Source organism: Bradyrhizobium sp. Leaf396 (genome assembly GCF_001424605.1).
Classification (GTDB): domain Bacteria; phylum Pseudomonadota; class Alphaproteobacteria; order Rhizobiales; family Xanthobacteraceae; genus Bradyrhizobium; species Bradyrhizobium japonicum_C.
This window is the reverse complement of the sequence record NZ_LMQJ01000065.1, coordinates 37,844-56,488: the sequence shown is the minus strand read 5'-3', so window position 1 is coordinate 56,488 and position 18,645 is coordinate 37,844. Positions and strand designations below refer to the sequence as shown.

Genomic DNA, 18,645 nt, shown 5'->3' with positions numbered 1-18,645 from the left:
AAACCATGGCAGCTGAACGCGAACAACGTGGTGGACGCGATCAACGCGGCGGCGGACGTGAACGCAGGGAGCGCGAGGAGCGCGACAGCGAGTTCGTCGACAAGCTCGTCCACATCAATCGCGTGGCCAAGGTCGTCAAGGGCGGCAAGCGCTTCGGTTTCGCAGCGCTGGTCGTGATCGGCGATCAGAAGGGCCGCGCCGGCTTCGGTCACGGCAAGGCGCGCGAAGTGCCCGAGGCGATCCGCAAGGCGACCGAGTCGGCCAAGCGTAACCTGACGCGCGTGTCGCTGCGCGAGGGCCGCACGCTCCATCACGACATCGCCGGCCGTCACGGTGCGGGCCGTGTCTACCTGCGTGCAGCTCCGGCCGGTACCGGCATCATCGCCGGTGGCCCGATGCGTGCCGTGTTCGAGACGCTCGGCGTCCAGGACGTGGTAGCGAAGTCAATCGGCTCGTCGAATCCGTACAACATGGTGCGCGCGACCTTTGACGCGCTCAAGCACCAGGATTCGCCGCGTTCGGTCGCAGCCCGCCGCAACATCAAGGTGTCCACCCTCCAGTCGCGTCGTATCGGCGGCGATGCCGAGGCGGCTGCCGACTAACGGAAGCTTTTCGGAGTAACTCCCATGGCCAAGGCCGCAAAGACGATCAAGCTCGAGCAGACCGGCAGCGCGATCCGCCGCCATCACTCGCAGCGTTCGACGCTGATTGGGCTCAAGCTCAACAAGATCGGCCGCACCAGCGAACTGCCTGACACCCCGGCAGTCCGCGGCATGATCGAGAAGGTTCACCATCTCGTCCGTATCGTCGACGAGAAGTAAGCAAGAGCGCAGGATCCCGAAAACCGGGAAGCGGTTTTCGGTGAAGATCGTGCGCAAGACACAAGGAGAAGGGCGATGAAGCTCAGCGATATCGCCGACAACGCCGGCTCGCGCAAGAAGCGCATGCGCGTCGGCCGCGGCATCGGTTCCGGCAAGGGCAAGCAGTCCGGCCGCGGCGGCAAGGGCCAGACCGCGCGTTCGGGCGTGCGCATCAAGGGGTTCGAAGGCGGCCAGATGCCGATGCATCGCCGCCTGCCCAAGCGCGGCTTCAACAACATTTTCCGCGTCGAGTTCGCCGAGATCAATCTCGACCGGCTCCAGGAAGCGGTCGATGCCAAGAAGATCGACGCCGGCAGCGTCGTGAACGTCGAGGCCCTGGTAAAGGGGGGTGTGCTGCGCCGCGCCAAGGGCGGCCTGCGGCTGCTCGGCCGCGGCGAGCTCAAGTCCAAGCTCAACATCGAGGTGCACGGCGCCACCAAGACGGCGATCGCGGCGGTCGAGAAGGCCGGCGGCTCGGTGAAGATCCTCGCCCCCGCCAAGGAAGAAGGCGAGGCGGCGTAACAACTGCGTCATCGGCCCGCGGCGCGCGGGCCTTTACGCATGCGGGAACGTAGACTTATCGAAGGCGAGCCTTAGATAATGTCCGGCGTCCGCCAAAGCATGATACGGAAAAGTGTGAAGCGGTTTTCCGGGAAGATCATGCTTAATGCGACAACCTAAAGCGCGATGACGAGGCATCCTGATCTCATCGCGCCTTAGCAGCCCGGCCGCGGGCATGACGGCGCAACAGGCGGCGGGAGAAAGTCCAAGATGGTCTCTGCAGCGGAACAACTGGCAGCCAATCTCAATTTCGGCGCGTTTGCCAAGGCCGACGAACTGAAGAAGCGCATCTGGTTCACCCTGGGTGCGCTGCTCGTTTATCGGCTCGGGACTTACATCCCGCTGCCGGGCATCGATCCCAACATCTGGGAGCAGGTGTTCCGCTCGCAGGCGGGCGGCATCCTCGGCATGTTCAACATGTTCGCCGGCGGCGGCATCCACCGCATGGCGATCTTCGCGCTGAACATCATGCCGTACATCTCTGCCTCGATTATCATCCAGCTTCTCACCACCGTCTCGCCGCAGCTCGAGGCCCTGAAGAAGGAAGGCGAGGCCGGCCGCAAGACTCTGAACCAGTACACCCGCTATCTGACGGTGATCCTGGCCGCATTCCAGTCCTATGGTATTGCTGTGGGTCTCGAGGGCGCCGGCAATGTCGTCAGCGAGCCCGGCCTGTTCTTCCGCCTGTCCACCGCGATCACGCTGACCGGCGGCACCATGTTCCTGATGTGGCTGGGCGAGCAGATCACCTCGCGCGGCATCGGCAATGGCATTTCGCTGATCATTCTCGCGGGCATCGTTGCCGAGCTCCCCGCCGCGCTCGCCAGCATGCTCGAACTCGGCCGTCAGGGTGCGATGTCGACCGGCCTGATCCTGGTCGTCATCATCATGGCGGTCGTCGTGATCGCCTTCATCGTGTTCATGGAGCGCGCCCAGCGCCGCCTCTTGATCCAGTATCCGAAGAGGCAGGTCGGCAACAAGATGTTCGAGGGTCAGTCCTCGCATCTGCCGCTCAAGCTCAACACCTCCGGCGTGATTCCGCCGATCTTCGCATCCTCGCTGCTGCTGTTGCCGACCACGGTTGCGAACTTCAACGCGGGCAGCGGGCCGGAATGGTTTCAGTGGATCACCACGCAGCTCGGCCATGGCCGTCCGCTGTTCCTGATCATGTATCTGGCGCTGATCGTGTTCTTCGCGTTCTTCTACACCGCGATCGTGTTCAACCCGACCGAGACCGCGGACAATCTGAAGAAGCACGGCGGTTTCATTCCGGGCATTCGCCCCGGCGAGCGCACCGCCGAATACATCGACTACGTGCTCTCGCGCATCACCGTGCTCGGCGCCATCTATCTCGCGATCGTCTGCTTGATCCCCGAGATCCTGATCTCCTACGCCTCGGTGCCGTTCTATTTCGGCGGCACCTCGCTGCTGATCGTGGTCAGTGTCACCATGGATACGGTGGCGCAGGTCCAGGGCTATCTGCTGGCGCATCAGTACGAGGGCCTGATCCGCAAGTCGAAGCTGCGGGGCCGCCGTAGATGAACAGGGAGCTCGCCCGCCGAATCGCTTTGACGATCGGCGCGCTGCTTCTTTTCAGGCTCGGCACGCAGATTCCGATTGCCGGGGTAAGCACGTCCAGCCTCTTGCCGACCTCGGCCCTCATCGCCCGCCTCTCGCTCTTTGCACTCGGCCTTGTTCCCTATCTGACCGCTGCGATCTTTGTTCGGCTGCTGTCGGTGGTGTGGCCCGGCGTGAGTTCGCTTGAGCGCTCCGGTGAGAGCGGTCGCCGCAAGATTGCGCGGGCTACGCTCGGGCTCACCTTGGTTCTCGCTGCCTTTCAAGCCTATGGCATTGCCTCAGCGTTGACGTCCATTCCGGGCCTAGTCAGGAGTCCCGATGGCTGGTTCGTGGCGGCGGCGACGGCCTCGATGGTCGGAGGCGTCTTCGTGCTGGTGTGGTTGAGCGAACAGATCACCCGCCACGGCATCGGCAACGGCCTGGCTCTGATCCTGAGTGCCGGCTTTCTCGTCTCCATTCCGCAGGACGTCTCGGGCATCGTCGGTCTCGTGCAGAGCGGGGCAATCTCGGGCTATCTCGTGCTCGGCCATGCCGTGTTCTGGATCGTGACCGTGGCCGTGATCGTGCTATTCGAAGAGGCCCGGCGGAACATTCCCGTCACATTTGGCGCGCGCAGGGTCGGTACGCGATACCTGCCCGCGCGTAATGCCGTGCTGCCTATCAAGCTCAACAGCGCCGGGTTTCTGATTCCGGTTACCGTGGCGCCGTGGATATTCTTTCTGCCGCTCACCTTTGCTGGCCTGGTCCTGGGCGGCGATCACCCGGCGGTCGCGGCGGTCTACGGACATCTTCAAATGGGGCAGCCTGTGCACCTCATGCTCGTGTCGATCGCCGTGTTCGTTCTGGCCTTCGTCTACACCGCCTACGTCGTGGATCCCGAGTACACCGCCAAATGTCTTGCCGCCCGCGATGGCGCCATTCCCGGTGTTGCTCGCGGCGAGGCTACCGCCGATTATCTCGATCGCGTCGTGTCATTGACGACGGTCGTCGGAGCCGTCTACCTGACGGCGTTGCAGGTGATTCCGGAGGTCTTCGACCTTTACGGGATCGGACTGCCTTATAGTATGGTCATCAATGGCGGTGCGGTGCTGGTTGTGGTTTGCACCGCTCTTGATATCAAAGCACAGGTGCGCGACGTATCGCTCACCAATCCGGGGGGCGTACGCCGATGAGAATTATACTTCTGGGACCGCCGGGGTCGGGCAAGGGGACTCAGGCTCAGCTTCTGGTGCAGCGCTATGGCATCGTTCAGCTCTCGACCGGCGAGATGCTGCGTGCCGCTGTTGCTGCTGGAACGCCGGTCGGACTGAAGGCCAAGGAGATCATGGCCAGCGGCGGCCTAGTGCCGGACGATGTCGTCGTGGGAATCATCTCCGACCGGATCGACCAGCCGGACGCCAAGAAGGGTTTCATCCTCGATGGCTTCCCGCGCACCGTGCCGCAGGCCGAGGCGCTGGACGAGTTGCTCAAGCGCAAGCATCTCAAGCTCGACGCCGTGATCGAGCTCCGCGTCAACGAGAGCGCGCTCTTGAACCGCGTCGAGACCCGGGTAGCCCAGATGCGCGAACGGGGGGAGGAGGTCCGTGTCGACGATACCCCGGAGGTCCTGACCAAGCGGCTGGCCAGCTACCGCAGCCAGACGGAACCGCTGATTCACTACTATTCCGAGCGTCGAAAGCTTTCCACCATCGACGGCATGATGGCCATCGACGAGGTCACCCAGGCCATCCATCGCCAACTCCTGGCCCTCGGTGCGGTTGAGCCCAAGACCCGCGCCCGAAGCGCAGCGAAGGCGGCGCCTGCCAAAAAGGCCAAGACCACCAAGAGGACGGCCAAGAAACCGACGAAAACCACCAAAAAAGGCGCCAAATCGGTCAAGACTGGCAAGAAGGCGGCCAAGAGGGTCGTGAAGGGCCCCAAGACGGCGACCAGGAAAACAGCCAAGAAGGCGGTCGTGAAGACCGCCGGGAAGGCCGTCAAGAAGGGAGCCAGAAAGGCCGCAAAAAAGGTCACGAAAAAGCGAGCCAAACGCTAGCAGCGGTTGACGAAAGCCCCCGGAATCCCCTAATAAGCCCCGCATCCAAGTCGGATAGTTTCAGACGATGCCGGGCCCCAGGAAGACCGGGGGTGGGCGTCGTGTTCGCGTTTGTGAACACCTGCCCGAGAACACAAGCACTTAAAGCCCGGTCCTGACGAGGATCGGCGACAGGAGAGAAGGCCGTGGCCCGTATTGCCGGCGTGAACATTCCCACCAACAAGCGCGTGCTGATCGCGCTCCAGTACATCCATGGCATCGGTCAGAAGATCGCCGGTGAGATCCTGGAGAAAGTGAAGATTCCCGTGGATCGTCGCGTCAATCAGCTCAGCGACGCCGAAGTGCTTCAGATCCGCGAAGTCATCGACCGCGACTATCTCGTCGAGGGCGATCTGCGTCGTGAGGTCGGCATCAACATCAAGCGTCTGATGGACCTCGGTTGCTATCGCGGCCTGCGTCATCGTCGCGGTCTGCCGGTGCGCGGCCAGCGTACCCACACCAATGCGCGTACGCGCAAGGGCCCGGCCAAGGCCATCGCCGGCAAGAAGAAGTAAGTTTTCGAATCCAATCGCGGCGTGTGGCGAAGAGGGGATGACCCGTTCGCCACGCGCTTTTCGTTCCACAGGTGTAGCCGCTGGCATTACGGCGGCGTTTGAGATCTTCAGGAAAGGGACTCAATGGGCAAGGAAGCCACCCGCGTTCGTCGTCGTGAGCGCAAGAACATCGCGTCCGGCGTCGCGCACGTGAACTCGTCGTTCAACAACACGACCATCACCATCACCGACGCGCAGGGCAACACGATCGCCTGGTCCTCGGCCGGCACGATGGGCTTCAAGGGCTCGCGCAAGTCGACCCCGTATGCCGCGCAGGTCGCCGCCGAGGACGTGTCGAAGAAAGCGCAGGAGCACGGGATGCGCACGCTCGAAGTCGAGGTCGCCGGTCCCGGTTCAGGCCGCGAATCCGCGCTCCGCGCGCTCCAGGCCGCAGGCTTCACCGTTACTTCGATCCGCGACGTGACCACGATCCCGCACAACGGTTGCCGCCCCCGCAAGCGTCGGCGCGTTTGATACCAGGTTGCGGGCGCATCGGCGCCCGCAATGAGTTTTGCAATAAGCCGCAGGTACGGCCCGCGGCCTTTCTCCAACGCCAGTGTCTGCATGGCAGTTCGACTGGCCTGTATGGGTGAAACAGTGACGATCCAGAAAAATTGGCAAGAACTGATTCGGCCGAACAAGCTCCAGGTCACGCCTGGCAGCGACCCCTCGCGTTTCGCGACCATCGTCGCCGAGCCGCTCGAGCGCGGCTTCGGCCAAACCCTCGGCAATGCGCTGCGCCGCATCCTGCTGTCGTCCCTCCAGGGCGCGGCGGTGCAGTCGGTGCATATCGACGGCGTGCTGCACGAGTTCTCCTCGATCGCGGGCGTCCGTGAGGACGTCACCGACATCGTGCTCAACATCAAGGACATCTCGATCAAGATGCAGGGCGAAGGCCCCAAGCGCATGGTCGTGAAGAAGCAGGGTCCGGGCGTCGTGACCGCCGGTGACATCCAGACCGTCGGCGACGTGGTCGTGCTGAACCCCGATCTGCAGATCTGCACCCTCGACGAGGGCGCCGAGATCCGCATGGAGTTCACGGTCTCGACCGGCAAAGGCTACGTGCCCGCCGAGCGCAACCGTCCCGAGGACGCGCCGATCGGCCTGATCCCGGTTGACAGCCTGTATTCGCCGGTCCGCAAGGTCTCCTACAAGGTCGAGAACACCCGCGAGGGCCAGATCCTCGACTACGACAAGCTGACAATGACCATCGAGACCAACGGCGCGATCACGCCGGATGACTCCGTGGCCTACGCTGCGCGCATCCTGCAGGATCAGCTCAACGTGTTCGTCAACTTCGAAGAGCCGCGCAAGGAAGTCGCCCAGGAGATCATCCCCGATCTCGCGTTCAACCCGGCCTTCCTCAAGAAGGTGGACGAGCTCGAGCTGTCGGTGCGTTCGGCCAACTGCCTGAAGAACGACAACATCGTCTACATCGGCGACCTCGTGCAGAAGAGCGAAGCGGAAATGCTCCGCACCCCGAACTTCGGCCGCAAGTCGCTGAACGAGATCAAGGAAGTGCTGGCCCAGATGGGTCTGCACCTCGGCATGGAAGTGCCGGGCTGGCCGCCGGAGAACATCGACGAGCTCGCCAAGCGCTTCGAGGATCACTACTGAGCGGATGGCGAATAGGGAGTGGCGAATGGACGATTATTCGCCATTCGCTACTCACAACTCGCTTTCAAAGGGCGAACGCAGGCAGCCCACCTGAGCAACATGTCCGACGAACCGTCGCGGCAGTTTTAACGTAAAGGACTACTCACATGCGTCACGGCAAGGTTCATCGGAAGCTCAACCGCACGGCCGAGCATCGGCGCGCGATGTTCGCCAACATGGCGGCCGCGCTGATCAAGCACGAGCAGATTGTCACCACGCTGCCGAAGGCCAAGGAGCTCCGTCCGATCGTGGAGAAGCTGGTCACCCTCGGCAAGAAGGGCGGCCTGTCCATGCGCCGCCAGGCGATCTCCGAGATGCGCGACAAGGATCAGGTCAAGAAGCTGTTCGACGTGCTCGCGCCCCGCTACAAGGACCGCCAGGGCGGCTACACCCGCATCATCAAGGCCGGCTTCCGCTACGGCGACAACGCCGCGATGGCCGTGATCGAGTTCGTCGACCGCGACGTCGATGCCAAGGGCCAGGATTCCGGCCCGGTGCAGGAGACGGAAGCCGAGGCGGCGTAAGCCCGCCGGCATTTCGATCTGACAAGGCGGCGCTCTCGCAGGCGCCGCTTTTTTTGTACAGGTGGATGCGCATTCGGCGAACCACCTTGCGAGCACCGCGCCACTCACGCGTGAGTGAGCGCCGATTGCACTCCATCGAACGCGCCCGATATCTCCGCCATCATCCATGGAGACATCGTATGAAGATCGACCTGTCCGGCAAGACCGCTCTCGTCACCGGCTCGACCGCCGGAATCGGCTTCGCCATTGCCAAGGGCCTCGCCGGCTCGGGCGCGAGCATCGTGATCAACGGCCGTGGCCAGGACAAGGTCGATGCGGCGGTGCGCAAGCTGGAAGGGACGGGTGCCAAGGCCCGCGGCATCGCCGCCGACGTCTCGACCGCGGCAGGCTGCAAGGCGCTCGTTAGGGCAGTGCCCGAGATCGACATCCTCATCAACAATGCCGGCATCTTCGAGCCGAAGGACTTCTTCGATATCCCCGATGAGGATTGGACGCGCTTCTTCGAGGTCAACGTCATGAGCGGCGTGCGGCTGTCGCGCGCGTACATGAAGGGCATGCTCGATCGCAACTGGGGCCGCGTCGTCTTCATCTCCTCTGAGTCCGGGCTCAACATTCCCGTCGAGATGATCCACTACGGCATGACCAAGACGGCCCAGCTCTCTGTCGCGCGCGGACTGGCGCAGCTCACCCGCGGCACCGGCGTCACCGTCAATTCCGTGCTGCCTGGCCCGACCATGTCGGAGGGCGTCGAGACGTTCGTGAAGGATCTCGCCAGGCAGAACGGCCAATCGGTCGATGAAGCCGCCGCCAATTTCGTCAAGCAGCATCGCCCTAGCTCGCTGCTGCAACGCTTCGCCAGCGTCGAGGAAATCGCCAACATGGTGGTCTACGTCGCATCCAAGGAGGCGTCCGCGACCAACGGTGCAGCGCTGCGCGCCGAGGGTGGCATCGTCAACACGATCGCCTGAGACGATGCGCATGGCGGCCCCTGTGATATCGAGGCCGGGGTGCGCGACAGAGCTACGATGGGGCCTACCGCACGCTCGCGGCGCAGACCATTGCCCAATATGGCGGCCGCTATCTCGCGCAGGGCGACGCTGCCGAGGTGGGGGAGGGTGGTCCGCCGGCCAAGACCATCATCATCGTCGAGTTTCCCTCGATGGCCCGGGCGCGCGAATGGTACGCATCGGCAGAATATGCCGATGCACTGAAGCTTCGGCAGACGGCGCTCGAGCGGCAACTGCTATTCGTGGAAGGTGTAGTGCCAGCTTACCTGATCTGCCTACTGGGTGCTTCAATTTGGCGCCCGGCAGGCTAGAATGAACTTCTATGTTCTGGCCCCTATCGACCCGCCATAGACGTCTGTTCAGCCTGACATCCGCGCGGTGGCGGCGGCAGGCGATCTTTCTGCTCGGTGGGATCGGAGTCGGCGCCATTGCGGTGGCGCTAGCGCAAGTTGCCGACCTCGCCCAGCACGCCTTTGCGTTGCTGCTCGCGAAATCGCGCTATGCCGTGCTGGCGGTGACGCCGCTCGGCTTCATGCTGTCGGCCTATCTGACCATCCGTCTATTCCCGAACGCGCAGGGCAGCGGAATTCCGCAGGCAATTGCGGCGCGGCACCTGACCGATCAGGGCGCGCGAGAGAGCCTGGTCTCGATCCGGGTTGCGATCGGAAAGGTGATCCTCACTCTGTTCGGTCTGTTGTGTGGCGGCTCCGTTGGGCGGGAGGGGCCGACGGTGCAGGTCGGTGCTTCCATCATGTTCGCGCTCGGCCGCGTCTCGCCGCGCCGCCAGCCCGGATTGATCCTGGCTGGTGCCGCGGCCGGCTTGGCCGCGGCGTTCAACACGCCGCTGGCTGGCATCGTCTTCGGCATCGAGGAGATGAGCCGCGCTTTTGAAACCCGCACGTCCAGCCTCATCATTGCGGCCGTCATCGCGGCCGGCCTCACCTCGCTCGCGCTCGCCGGCAATTACGCCTATTTTGGCAGCAGCGCGACGACGCTGGCGCGTGGAGCGGACTGGCTCGCCGTTCCACTTTGCGGGGTGGCCGGCGGCCTCGCGGGCGGCCTGTTCAGCCGCATCGTCATCGCGATGGCGCGCGGCTTCAATAATCCGCTCGGACGCGCGATCAAGAGCCATCCGCTGTGGTTTGCATTCGCCTGCGGTCTCGTCGTCGCGATCTGCGGCCTGGTATCCGGCGATACCATCTATGGCACCGGTTACGAGCAGGTGAAGGCGGCGCTGGAGCACAGCTCGCCGCTGCCGCAGGATTTCTGCGCCCTCAAGTTTCTTGCCACCACCTTTGCTGCGATCAGCGGCATACCGGGCGGCATTTTCTCGCCGTCGCTCGCCGTCGGTGCCGGCATTGGCAGCAACATCGCCTCGTTCTTCCACGATGCGCCGCTCGGCGCGATCATGCTGCTCGGCATGGTCTCGTATTTCGCGGGCGTGGTGCAGGCGCCGATTACCGCCTTCGTGATTGTGACGGAGATGACCGACAATCACGGCATGGTCGTGCCGTTGATGGCGGCGGCGCTGATCGCGCACGCGACTTCGCGGATGATCTGCGAGGAGGGCATCTATCACGCGCTCGCCAAGGGATTCATCGAACGGGCGACGCGTCCGCAGGAAAAGATGCAGTAGGGTGGGCAGAGCGAAGCTTGCCCACCACTGACTTGTTTGCCCTACGAAGTTCGCCTACCACCCCTCCAGCACGATCTTGCCGCGCGACTTGCCACTCTCCAGCAGCGCATGCGCGCGCTTGAGGTTGGCGGCGTTGATCGTGCCAAAGGTCTGGTCGAGCGTGGTGCGCAGCACGCCCTTGTCGATGAGGTCGGAGACGTCATTGAGCAGATGATGCTGGGCGATCATGTCCGGCGTCTGGAACGATGAACGCGTGAACATTGATTCCCAGTGCACCGAGATCGCCTTGCCCTTGAAAGTGCTCATGGTGAACTCCGGGGGATCGTCAATGAGGCCGAACTTGCCCTGCGGCGCCATGAACTCCGCGATCGCCTTGTAGTGCTGGTCGGTGAAGGTGAGGCTTGCCACCAGCGCGACCGGCGGCAGCTTCAAGGCCTCGATCTGCTCCTTCATCGGCTTGCCGTGGTCGACCACTGCATGTGCACCAAGATCGAGACACCACTTTTGCGAATCCGGCCGCGTCGCCGTGGCAAGCACCGTCAGACCGGTGAGGCGGCGGGCGAGCTGGATCAGGATCGAGCCGACGCCGCCGGCGCCTCCCGTGATCAACAGGGTGCGCGGATCGACGCTCTTGCCCGGTACCGCGCCGAGACGGTCGAATAGCAATTCCCAGGCCGTGATGGAGGTGAGGGGAAGCGCGGCGGCCTGCGCGAACGACAGGCTCTTTGGCTTGTTGCCGACGATGCGCTCGTCGACCAGGTGGAATTCGGCATTGGTGCCCTGGCGCAGGATCGAGCCGGCATAGAACACCTCGTCGCCCGGCTTGAACAGCGTGACGTCAGGACCGATAGCGTCGACCACGCCGGCGGCGTCATAGCCCAAAATCTTGGTCTCGCCTTCGGACGGGGCAGCGCGCTTGCGGACCTTGTAGTCGACCGGATTGGCCGAGATCGCCTTCACGGCGACGCGGATGTCGCGCCCCTTGGGTTCGGGCTTTGCGGTCTCGAAATCGATCAGGGACTCTGCTTCCTCGATAGGAAGCGATTTCTTGTAGCCGACGGCTTTCATGGCTTGTCTCCATCAGATGGCGTGTTCGCCTGCCGCTCTAACTGTCGCCCTGGCCTCCAATTGGCAAGTACTGTAAATTTGGGGATATAGTCCCTGTTTGGATACTATTGGGAAAACACGAATGAAACGGCGCGATTTTGCCCGTCGTCCGGGTTGTTCGGTCGAGGCGACGCTGGACCTTATCGACGGCAAGTGGAAAGGCGTGATCCTCTACCACCTCCAGAGCGGCACGCAGCGGTTCGGCGAATTGCGCCGCCGGATGCCCGGCATCACCCAGCGCATGCTCACGAAGCAGCTGCGCGCGCTGGAGGAGGACAAGCTCGTCATCCGCAAAGTCTATGCCGAGGTGCCGCCGCGCGTGGAGTATTGCCTCTCCGAACTCGGCGAGAGCCTCAAGCCGGTCATCGACATCCTGAAGGCCTGGGGCGAGAGCCACCAGGAGCGGCTGTCCTGCGCGTCGCCGCCGGTGGTCGTGAAGAAGCCGCGGCGCGCGGCGTAGAGCTTCCGGGAGCGGATCGCACCGCTCCCGGAAAAGCCGGCTGTGTCAGAACGCGAACTGGGTGCGCATCGCGACCGCGTCGAACTTCGAGCCGACATCGGCGGTCGATACGGGCGAAGCCTGTCGCGATACCGTGCCGTGCAGATAGTCCAGCATGAAGCGGACGTTGCCGTTGACGTACCAGTTGAGCGCCAGCGTGTAGACGGTCTGACGTCCGCCGGCAACGCCGGTAGCCGTTGCAAGCTGATCGTTGAGGTCGATCGTCGAGAAGCGTCCTGCGATCTCCCACGCACCCCAGCCGCCGCCATCGAGCGAGAACGGATGTGCCGGTTTGACACCGTGATAGGCGGCGTTCGCCGCATTGTAGGTCCGGCCTTCGCCCGTCAGCACGTAGCCAGCCTGCGCATAGCCGCCCTGGAATTTCAGGCTTGGTGCGCCGGCCAGCGGCACGCTGGTGTTGGCCGTGCGATCGACGTTGTACCAGAAGTACTCGCCCTGGACGATGAACGGACCGTAGGTCGCCGCGGCTTCGACGCTGTAGACCTGCGCACCCGAGACGTTGGCGATGGCGCCGGTGGAGATCAGCGGTGTCGGGTCGAGGCGCAATTCCGGACGATCGCTCAGCGTGACAGTCTGCGTGTTGGCGATCAGATTGCGCGGCGGCTGGATCAGCCATTGCGCATTGGCGCCGATATGCACCGAGTAGTCCTTGGCGCTGATGGGATTGCCAGCGACTCGTGCCACGGCGCCATATTGCTCGCTCGTGCCCGGCGGCGAGACGCTCGAAGCGGAATGGATCGCGCCCGTCGTGGGGCCCGTGACATAGCCGCCGATCCAGAGCTGGTCGTTGAACCAGCGCGCACCGGCTGCGGAGCGGAAGTCGCCGGCGCCGATGTTGGTCGCGATCACGCCTGGCGAGGCGCGCTCCATGAACATGATGTCGTTCGAGCTCGTGGCCTCGTCGAGAGTGTATGGCAGATCCATGATGCCGGCCTCGATCGCCATCTTGCCGCCGAACGGCTTCAGGCCGGTATAGCTGAGATAGGCGTTCTCTACGCCGGAGAGGCCACCGCCCGGAAGCGATCCCGGTGCGGCGCCGCCAAATCCGTCCGACGAGCCGCCGAAATCGTAGATCAGCGCGAAGTTCCAGTCGTGGAAGAACTTGCCGGTGACACCGATGCGTGCGCGGCGGACGTTTTGGCCGCTATCGAGCTTCTGCGGCACAGTCGCCGCCGTATTGGGGCGATAGTCGTAGCCGCCGACATCCCAGTGCAGGCGGCTGGTGATGCCGACGCAGTTTGCTCCATCGGCGGTGCAGATGGTCGGCCGGTTGTTCGGCATCGTCACGACGACACCGGATGCAGGTGCCGGCCCTTTGACCGGGATCGCCGCGTTCGCGTTGGCCACGGCCGCCTTCGCCTCCGACCGCGCCTCGGCTTTCGCCTCGGCCTTGGCTTCGGCTTTGGCTCTTGCCGTGGCCGCCGTATTCGCCGCGGTTTGGCTCTGAAGCCTGTCGAGCTTCTGCTCGAGCAACTTCAACTGCTGCTTCAGGAGCGCGATCTCCTGCTCGCTGCTGCTTGCCGATTGGGCCTGGGCCTGCGAGGCCGCCAGCGCGCCGGCGAGACCAATTGCCGTGGCCGCAATTCTTGTTCTGCTCACGTACGCCTCCCATCGTTTGACGAACTTTCCAAGTCGCGAACGGAGAGCCTAGGTGGGATCGATGACTGCCCCGCGACGCTGCGTCCGGTTGTGCGGTTCCCACTGATGCCAATTCGCCGCAACCGAATCCTGCGTCACTCCACAATGCTGGATGACACGCATCATGCCAATCGATCGCTCAGGCAAATTGCCGAATCGCACGCTGCGCTTGCATGCCGGGTACAGCGGGCACGGGCCGAATATTGCCCTCCGGCGCCCTTCTATTGCGGGACGAACGCGCCTATATTCCGGCGTCTTTTCCAAGAGGTAGGAATGTTTCGATCGACCTGGAGCGCCGTCGTTACGGCATCGTGCATAGTCTTTTCGGCCCATTTCAATCCGGCTGCCGCGCAGGACCGTCGGGTCCCGGCGTCGCCGGTCGAGCTGCGGCTGTCCTATGCGCCGATCGTGCAGCGGGTGCAGCCGGCGGTCGTCAACGTCTACGCCGCCAAGGTGGTGCAGAACCGCAATCCGCTGCTCGACGATCCGATCTTTCGCCGCTTCTTCGGCGTGCCGGGCCAGCAGCCCGAGCAGATGCAACGCTCGCTCGGCTCCGGCGTCATCGTCGATGCCTCCGGCCTCGTTGTCACCAACGTGCACGTCATTGAGGGCGCGGATCAGGTGAAGGTGTCGCTGTCGGACAGGCGCGAGTTCGAGGCCGAGATCCTGCTGAAGGATTCCCGAACCGATCTTGCCGTGCTCCGCCTGAAGGACACCAAGGAGAAATTCCCGACCCTCGATTTCACCAATTCCGACGAACTCTTGGTCGGCGACGTCGTGCTCGCGATCGGCAATCCCTTCGGCGTCGGCCAGACCGTGACCCACGGCATCATCTCGGCGCTCGCACGCACGCAGGTCGGCATCACCGACTACCAATTCTTCATCCAGACCGATGCGCCGATCAATCCCGGCAATTCCGGCGGCGCGCTGGTCGACATGAGCGGCAGGCTCGCGGGCATCAACACCGCGATCTATTCGCGCTCCGGCGGCTCGCAAGGGATCGGCTTTGCGATTCCCGCCAACATGGTGCGCGTCGTCGTCGCCTCCGCCAAGAGCGGCGGCAAGGCGGTGAAGCGGCCGTGGCTTGGGGCAAAATTGCAGGCGGTGACGCCCGAGATTGCGGAAAGCCTCGGCCTGCGCTCGCCGACCGGTGCGCTGGTCGCAAGCGTGGTACCGACTGGGCCCGCAGCGAGGGCCGGTCTGAAATCCTCCGACCTCATCATCGGGATCGATGGCCAGACCGTGGATGATCCCAACGCTTTCGACTACCGCTTCGCAACCCGTCCGCTCGGCGGCACCGCGCAGATCGACGTGCAGCGCGGCAGCAAGCCGGTCAGGCTCACGGTGGCGTTGGAGACCGCACCCGATACGGGGCGCAACGAACTCGTCATCACCGCGCGTTCGCCATTCCAGGGCGCGAAGGTCTCGACCATCACGCCCGCGGTGGCCGACGAACTGCGTCTTGACGCCGATACCGAGGGCGTCGTGATCACCGATATCGGTGGCGATACTGCGGCCGCGAGCGTCGGCTTCCAGAAGGGCGACGTCATCCTTGCAGTCAACAATCAGAAGATCAGCAAGACCGCGGACCTCGAAAAGGCGGCAGGCGAGCGACCGCGCATCTGGCGTATCACGCTTGTGCGCGGCGGCCAGCAGATCAACGTCACGCTGGGCGGATGAGTCCGAGGCGACCACAGGACGCGCCCACCCTGTTCGGTGCTGGGGGGCTCGACCGCGACGCTCCGCATCCGCTGCCGGATCGGTTGCGTCCACGCGTGTTGTCGGAGGTCGTCGGTCAGGATCATATCCTCGGGCCCGATGGTGCCCTGACGCGCATGCTGGAGACGCGCTCGCTCGGTTCGCTGATCTTCTGGGGCCCCCCGGGCACCGGCAAGACCACGGTGGCGCGGCTGCTGGCGGACGCGACGGATCTGCATTTCGAGCAGATTTCGGCCGTGTTCTCCGGCGTCGCCGATTTGAAGAAGGCCTTCGATGCTGCGCGCGCCCGCCGCGAGATGGGCAAGGGCACGCTGCTCTTCGTCGACGAGGTGCATCGTTTCAATCGCGCCCAGCAGGATTCCTTTCTGCCCGTGATGGAAGATGGCACCGTCGTCATGGTCGGCGCCACCACCGAGAACCCATCCTTCGAGCTCAACGCGGCGCTCCTGTCCCGCGCCCGTGTGCTGGTGTTTCGCTCTCTCGATGCCGCCGCGATCGAAAAGCTGTTCGCGCATGCCGAGGCTGTGGAGGGCAAGAAGCTGCCGCTCGACCCCGAGGCACGCGCGGTGCTGGTGCGGATGGCCGACGGTGACGGGCGCGCCTCGCTGACGCTCGCCGAAGAGGTCTGGCGGTCGGCGCGGGCGGCCGAGATCTTCAATGCCGCGCAACTGCAGGAGATCTTGCAGCGCCGCGCGCCGATCTACGACAAGTCGGCCGATGGCCACTACAACCTGATCTCCGCGCTGCATAAATCGGTACGCGGCTCAGATCCCGATGCGGCGCTGTATTATCTCGCGCGCATGTTGGACGCCGGCGAGGACCCGCTGTTCCTGGCCCGCCGCGTCGTGCGCATGGCAGTCGAGGACATCGGTCTCGCCGATCCGCAGGCGCTCGTCGTTGCGAACGCGGCCAAGGACGCTTTCGACTTCCTCGGCCATCCCGAAGGCGAACTCGCGATCGCCCAGGCTGTGGTCTATCTCGCCACCGCTCCGAAATCGAACGCCGTCTACACTGCCTTCGGCACGGCAATGCAGGTCGCCAAGCAGGCGGGCTCGCTCCTGCCGCCCAAGCACATCCTCAATTCTCCGACCAAGCTGATGAAGTCGGAAGGCTACGGCGCAGCGTACGAATACGACCACGACACGCCGGATGCCTTCTCCGGCCAGGACTACTTCCCGGAATCCCTGGGCCGCCAGACCTTCTACGACCCGCCCGAACGCGGCTTCGAGCGGGAGATCCGGAAGCGGCTCGATTACTGGGCCAAGCTGCGCAAGGAGCGGGGCGGCAAGTAGCCGAAGAACGCATTATGCCGGCGCGATGAGTTACACTTTACGTAATCCGTAAATCATGCTAGGGAACCGCATGATCGTCAGCTACCGTGACAAGCGCACGGAGCGATTTGCCGCTGGCCAGCACGTCAAGGACTTCTCGGGGTTTGCCGGTCAGGCAGAGACCCGCCTCGATCGATTGGGCGCGGCAACAAGCCTAGCGGACCTGGCGGCATTGCCGGGTAATCGTCTGGAAGCCTTTAGGGGCGATCGTGCAGGACAATTCTCGATCCGGATCAACGATCAATGGCGGATCTGTTTTAGTTGGCCGGAAGGGTCGTCTGGCCCAACCGATGTAGAGATCGTCGGCCATCAGTGAAGGAAGCTTATGCCCCGCACGCCCATCCATCCCGGCGAACAACTCGCCGAAGAGCTGCGCGAACTCGGCATCACGGCCGCAGAGCTGTCGCGTCAGATCGACGTGCCGGTCAATCGCATCACTGGCATCATCAACGGACAGCGCGGCATCACCGCCGATACGGCGCTGCGGCTTGGTCACTGGTTTGGCACCAGCCCGCAATTCTGGATGAACCTGCAACAGCAATATGAGCTGCGGCTGGCGGAGAAGGAGGTGGGCGCGCAGGTTGCGTCGCTGCCCCGCCGCGCCAATGCGCAGTCGACACGAAAGCTTGGAAAGACCGCATGAGCCGCCGCATCAAGAGAATGAATCCAAAACCGCGTTCGCGTGACGAGCGCGACAACTCGCGCCCGCATCAGGCGCATAGCGCGAAGAGGGCCGGGCCACGTCCTAGTGGCAAGCCCGGCAGCAAGCCACCGCGCTTTGCGGGTGAGCGCGCCGAGCGGCGTGCGCCCAAGGTGGAACTGGAAAGGTCCGCGCCGGCAAAGCCTGTCGAAGCATTGCTGCCGACCAAGGTGCAGACCGTCACCGTGACGTCCGACGAGAACAACATGCGCGTCGACCGTTTCCTCGAAGCGCGCTTTCCCGGCCTGTCGTTCTCCCATATTCAGCGCGTCGTTCGCAAAGGCGAGCTGCGCGTGGACGGCAAGCGCGTCGACAGCAAGGACCGGCTGGAGGAGGGGCAGAGCGTCCGCATTCCGCCGCTGAAGCTCGACGCCCCGAAGGGCGGCGGCGAGCTCTCGGAGGCTGCCCAGAAGACGCTCAAGGCGCTGAAGGAGATGACGATCTGGGAGGACGACGACGTCCTCGTGCTGAACAAGCCGGCCGGCCTTGCCGTACAGGGTGGGTCGGGCATGACGCGGCACATCGACCAGATGCTTGAGGTGATGCGCGATGCCAAGGGCCAGAAGCCGCGCCTCGTGCACCGCATCGACAGGGAGACGTCGGGTTGTCTCCTGATCGCCAAGACTCGCTTCGCCGCCTCGCACCTGACCGGCGCATTCCGCTCGCGGTCGGCGCGCAAAGTCTATTGGGCTCTGGTACCGGGCCTGCCGAAGCCCAAGCAGGGCCGCATCTCGACGTTCCTGGCGAAGGAGGAGGGCGAGGACGACACCATCATGCGGATCGCCCAGCATGGCGATGAGGGCGCGAGCCACGCGGTGACCTATTATGCCGTGGTCGAGACCGCTGGCAACAAGCTGACCTGGGTGTCGCTGAAGCCGGTGACCGGCCGAACCCACCAGCTCCGCGCCCACATGGCCCATATCGGCCATCCCATCGTCGGCGATCCCAAGTATTTCAACATCGAGAACTGGCAGTTGCCGGGCGGACTGCAGAATCGGCTGCATCTCTTGGCACGCCGCATCGTCATTCCGCATCCGCGCGGCGGCGTCATCGACGCCACCGCACCGTTGCCGCCGCACATGCAGCAGTCGTGGAACCTGCTCGGGCTGGATGCAACCAGATTTGATCCCATCGAGAACGCGCCTGAGGAATAGCCGGGTTGAACGGGCGCGGCCGGTCT

At 63.9% G+C, this 18,645-nt stretch carries 20 protein-coding genes and 1 pseudogene; 19 read left to right on the top strand and 2 right to left on the bottom strand.

The window, feature by feature from the left end; translation table 11 throughout:
- Window positions 1-5 precede the first annotated feature (5 nt).
- From rpsE to ASG57_RS33065, 13 genes and pseudogenes are all read left to right on the top strand, one after another.
- Window positions 6-602, top strand: a complete 597-nt coding sequence (rpsE, locus tag ASG57_RS33120) for a 30S ribosomal protein S5 (protein ID WP_014494507.1) — start codon at window positions 6-8, stop codon at window positions 600-602.
- A gap of 24 nt (window positions 603-626) precedes the next feature.
- Window positions 627-821, top strand: coding sequence for a 50S ribosomal protein L30 (gene rpmD / locus ASG57_RS33115; RefSeq protein ID WP_011088137.1), 195 nt, complete (start codon window positions 627-629; stop codon window positions 819-821).
- Between the two features lie 75 nt (window positions 822-896).
- Window positions 897-1,382 (top strand): 50S ribosomal protein L15, encoded by a 486-nt coding sequence (rplO, locus tag ASG57_RS33110; protein WP_011088136.1) that lies wholly within the window; start codon window positions 897-899, stop codon window positions 1,380-1,382.
- Between the two features lie 249 nt (window positions 1,383-1,631).
- Window positions 1,632-2,963, top strand: coding sequence for a preprotein translocase subunit SecY (gene secY / locus ASG57_RS33105; protein ID WP_024342459.1), 1,332 nt, complete (start codon window positions 1,632-1,634; stop codon window positions 2,961-2,963).
- 26 nt (window positions 2,964-2,989) lie between these two features.
- Window positions 2,990-4,171, top strand: a complete 1,182-nt coding sequence (locus ASG57_RS33100; protein WP_230646644.1) for a preprotein translocase subunit SecY — start codon at window positions 2,990-2,992, stop codon at window positions 4,169-4,171.
- The gene (locus ASG57_RS33095; protein WP_024342461.1) at window positions 4,168-5,034 is read left to right on the top strand and encodes an adenylate kinase; all 867 of its coding nucleotides are present in this window, start codon (window positions 4,168-4,170) and stop codon (window positions 5,032-5,034) included. The genes ASG57_RS33100 and ASG57_RS33095 overlap by 4 nt, the downstream gene beginning before the upstream one ends.
- Before the next feature lie 185 nt (window positions 5,035-5,219).
- A complete protein-coding gene (rpsM, locus tag ASG57_RS33090; protein ID WP_008549231.1) occupies window positions 5,220-5,588 on the top strand; it encodes a 30S ribosomal protein S13 in 369 nt (122 codons plus the stop codon).
- Window positions 5,589-5,711: 123 nt separating this feature from the next.
- Window positions 5,712-6,101 (top strand): 30S ribosomal protein S11, encoded by a 390-nt coding sequence (gene rpsK / locus ASG57_RS33085; protein ID WP_007603045.1) that lies wholly within the window; start codon window positions 5,712-5,714, stop codon window positions 6,099-6,101.
- Between the two features lie 111 nt (window positions 6,102-6,212).
- Window positions 6,213-7,244: a DNA-directed RNA polymerase subunit alpha gene (locus ASG57_RS33080; RefSeq protein ID WP_029674561.1), complete on the top strand. Its 1,032-nt coding sequence runs from the start codon at window positions 6,213-6,215 to the stop codon at window positions 7,242-7,244.
- Window positions 7,245-7,390: 146 nt separating this feature from the next.
- Entirely contained in the window at window positions 7,391-7,807 is a 417-nt protein-coding gene (gene rplQ, locus ASG57_RS33075) for a 50S ribosomal protein L17 (RefSeq protein ID WP_024342463.1), read from the top strand.
- Window positions 7,808-7,986: 179 nt separating this feature from the next.
- A complete protein-coding gene (locus ASG57_RS33070) occupies window positions 7,987-8,775 on the top strand; it encodes an SDR family NAD(P)-dependent oxidoreductase (protein WP_024342464.1) in 789 nt (262 codons plus the stop codon).
- A 57-nt stretch (window positions 8,776-8,832) separates the two neighbouring features.
- A pseudogene (locus ASG57_RS37345) lies at window positions 8,833-9,125 on the top strand (DUF1330 domain-containing protein).
- Between the two features lie 11 nt (window positions 9,126-9,136).
- A complete protein-coding gene (locus tag ASG57_RS33065; protein WP_057198984.1) occupies window positions 9,137-10,450 on the top strand; it encodes a chloride channel protein in 1,314 nt (437 codons plus the stop codon).
- Between the two features lie 54 nt (window positions 10,451-10,504).
- Here ASG57_RS33065 and ASG57_RS33060 read toward each other — a convergent pair whose 3' ends face one another.
- Complete coding sequence (locus tag ASG57_RS33060; protein ID WP_024342466.1) at window positions 10,505-11,518, bottom strand: zinc-binding alcohol dehydrogenase family protein; 1,014 nt, start codon at window positions 11,516-11,518, stop codon at window positions 10,505-10,507.
- A 121-nt stretch (window positions 11,519-11,639) separates the two neighbouring features.
- Between ASG57_RS33060 and ASG57_RS33055 the strand changes: the two genes are divergently transcribed.
- Window positions 11,640-12,017, top strand: coding sequence for a winged helix-turn-helix transcriptional regulator (locus ASG57_RS33055; protein ID WP_024342467.1), 378 nt, complete (start codon window positions 11,640-11,642; stop codon window positions 12,015-12,017).
- Window positions 12,018-12,062: 45 nt separating this feature from the next.
- Here the strand turns inward: ASG57_RS33055 and ASG57_RS33050 are convergent, their stop codons facing one another.
- Window positions 12,063-13,676: an OprO/OprP family phosphate-selective porin gene (locus ASG57_RS33050; RefSeq protein ID WP_024342468.1), complete on the bottom strand. Its 1,614-nt coding sequence runs from the start codon at window positions 13,674-13,676 to the stop codon at window positions 12,063-12,065.
- A gap of 312 nt (window positions 13,677-13,988) precedes the next feature.
- Between ASG57_RS33050 and ASG57_RS33045 the strand changes: the two genes are divergently transcribed.
- The 5 genes from ASG57_RS33045 to ASG57_RS33025 all read left to right on the top strand — a co-directional run bounded on the left by ASG57_RS33045 (window position 13,989) and on the right by ASG57_RS33025 (window position 18,619).
- On the top strand, window positions 13,989-15,395 hold the full coding sequence (locus ASG57_RS33045) for a DegQ family serine endoprotease (RefSeq protein WP_024342469.1): 1,407 nt from the start codon (window positions 13,989-13,991) through the stop codon (window positions 15,393-15,395).
- Entirely contained in the window at window positions 15,392-16,726 is a 1,335-nt protein-coding gene (locus ASG57_RS33040; protein ID WP_057198983.1) for a replication-associated recombination protein A, read from the top strand. The genes ASG57_RS33045 and ASG57_RS33040 overlap by 4 nt, the downstream gene beginning before the upstream one ends.
- 70 nt (window positions 16,727-16,796) lie before the next feature.
- The gene (locus ASG57_RS33035; RefSeq protein ID WP_024342471.1) at window positions 16,797-17,081 is read left to right on the top strand and encodes a type II toxin-antitoxin system RelE/ParE family toxin; all 285 of its coding nucleotides are present in this window, start codon (window positions 16,797-16,799) and stop codon (window positions 17,079-17,081) included.
- 9 nt (window positions 17,082-17,090) lie between these two features.
- On the top strand, window positions 17,091-17,408 hold the full coding sequence (locus tag ASG57_RS33030) for a HigA family addiction module antitoxin (RefSeq protein ID WP_057198981.1): 318 nt from the start codon (window positions 17,091-17,093) through the stop codon (window positions 17,406-17,408).
- Window positions 17,405-18,619, top strand: a complete 1,215-nt coding sequence (locus tag ASG57_RS33025) for an RluA family pseudouridine synthase (protein ID WP_057198980.1) — start codon at window positions 17,405-17,407, stop codon at window positions 18,617-18,619. Before ASG57_RS33030 ends, ASG57_RS33025 begins: the two co-directional genes overlap by 4 nt.
- The last annotated feature ends 26 nt before the right edge of the window (window positions 18,620-18,645 follow it).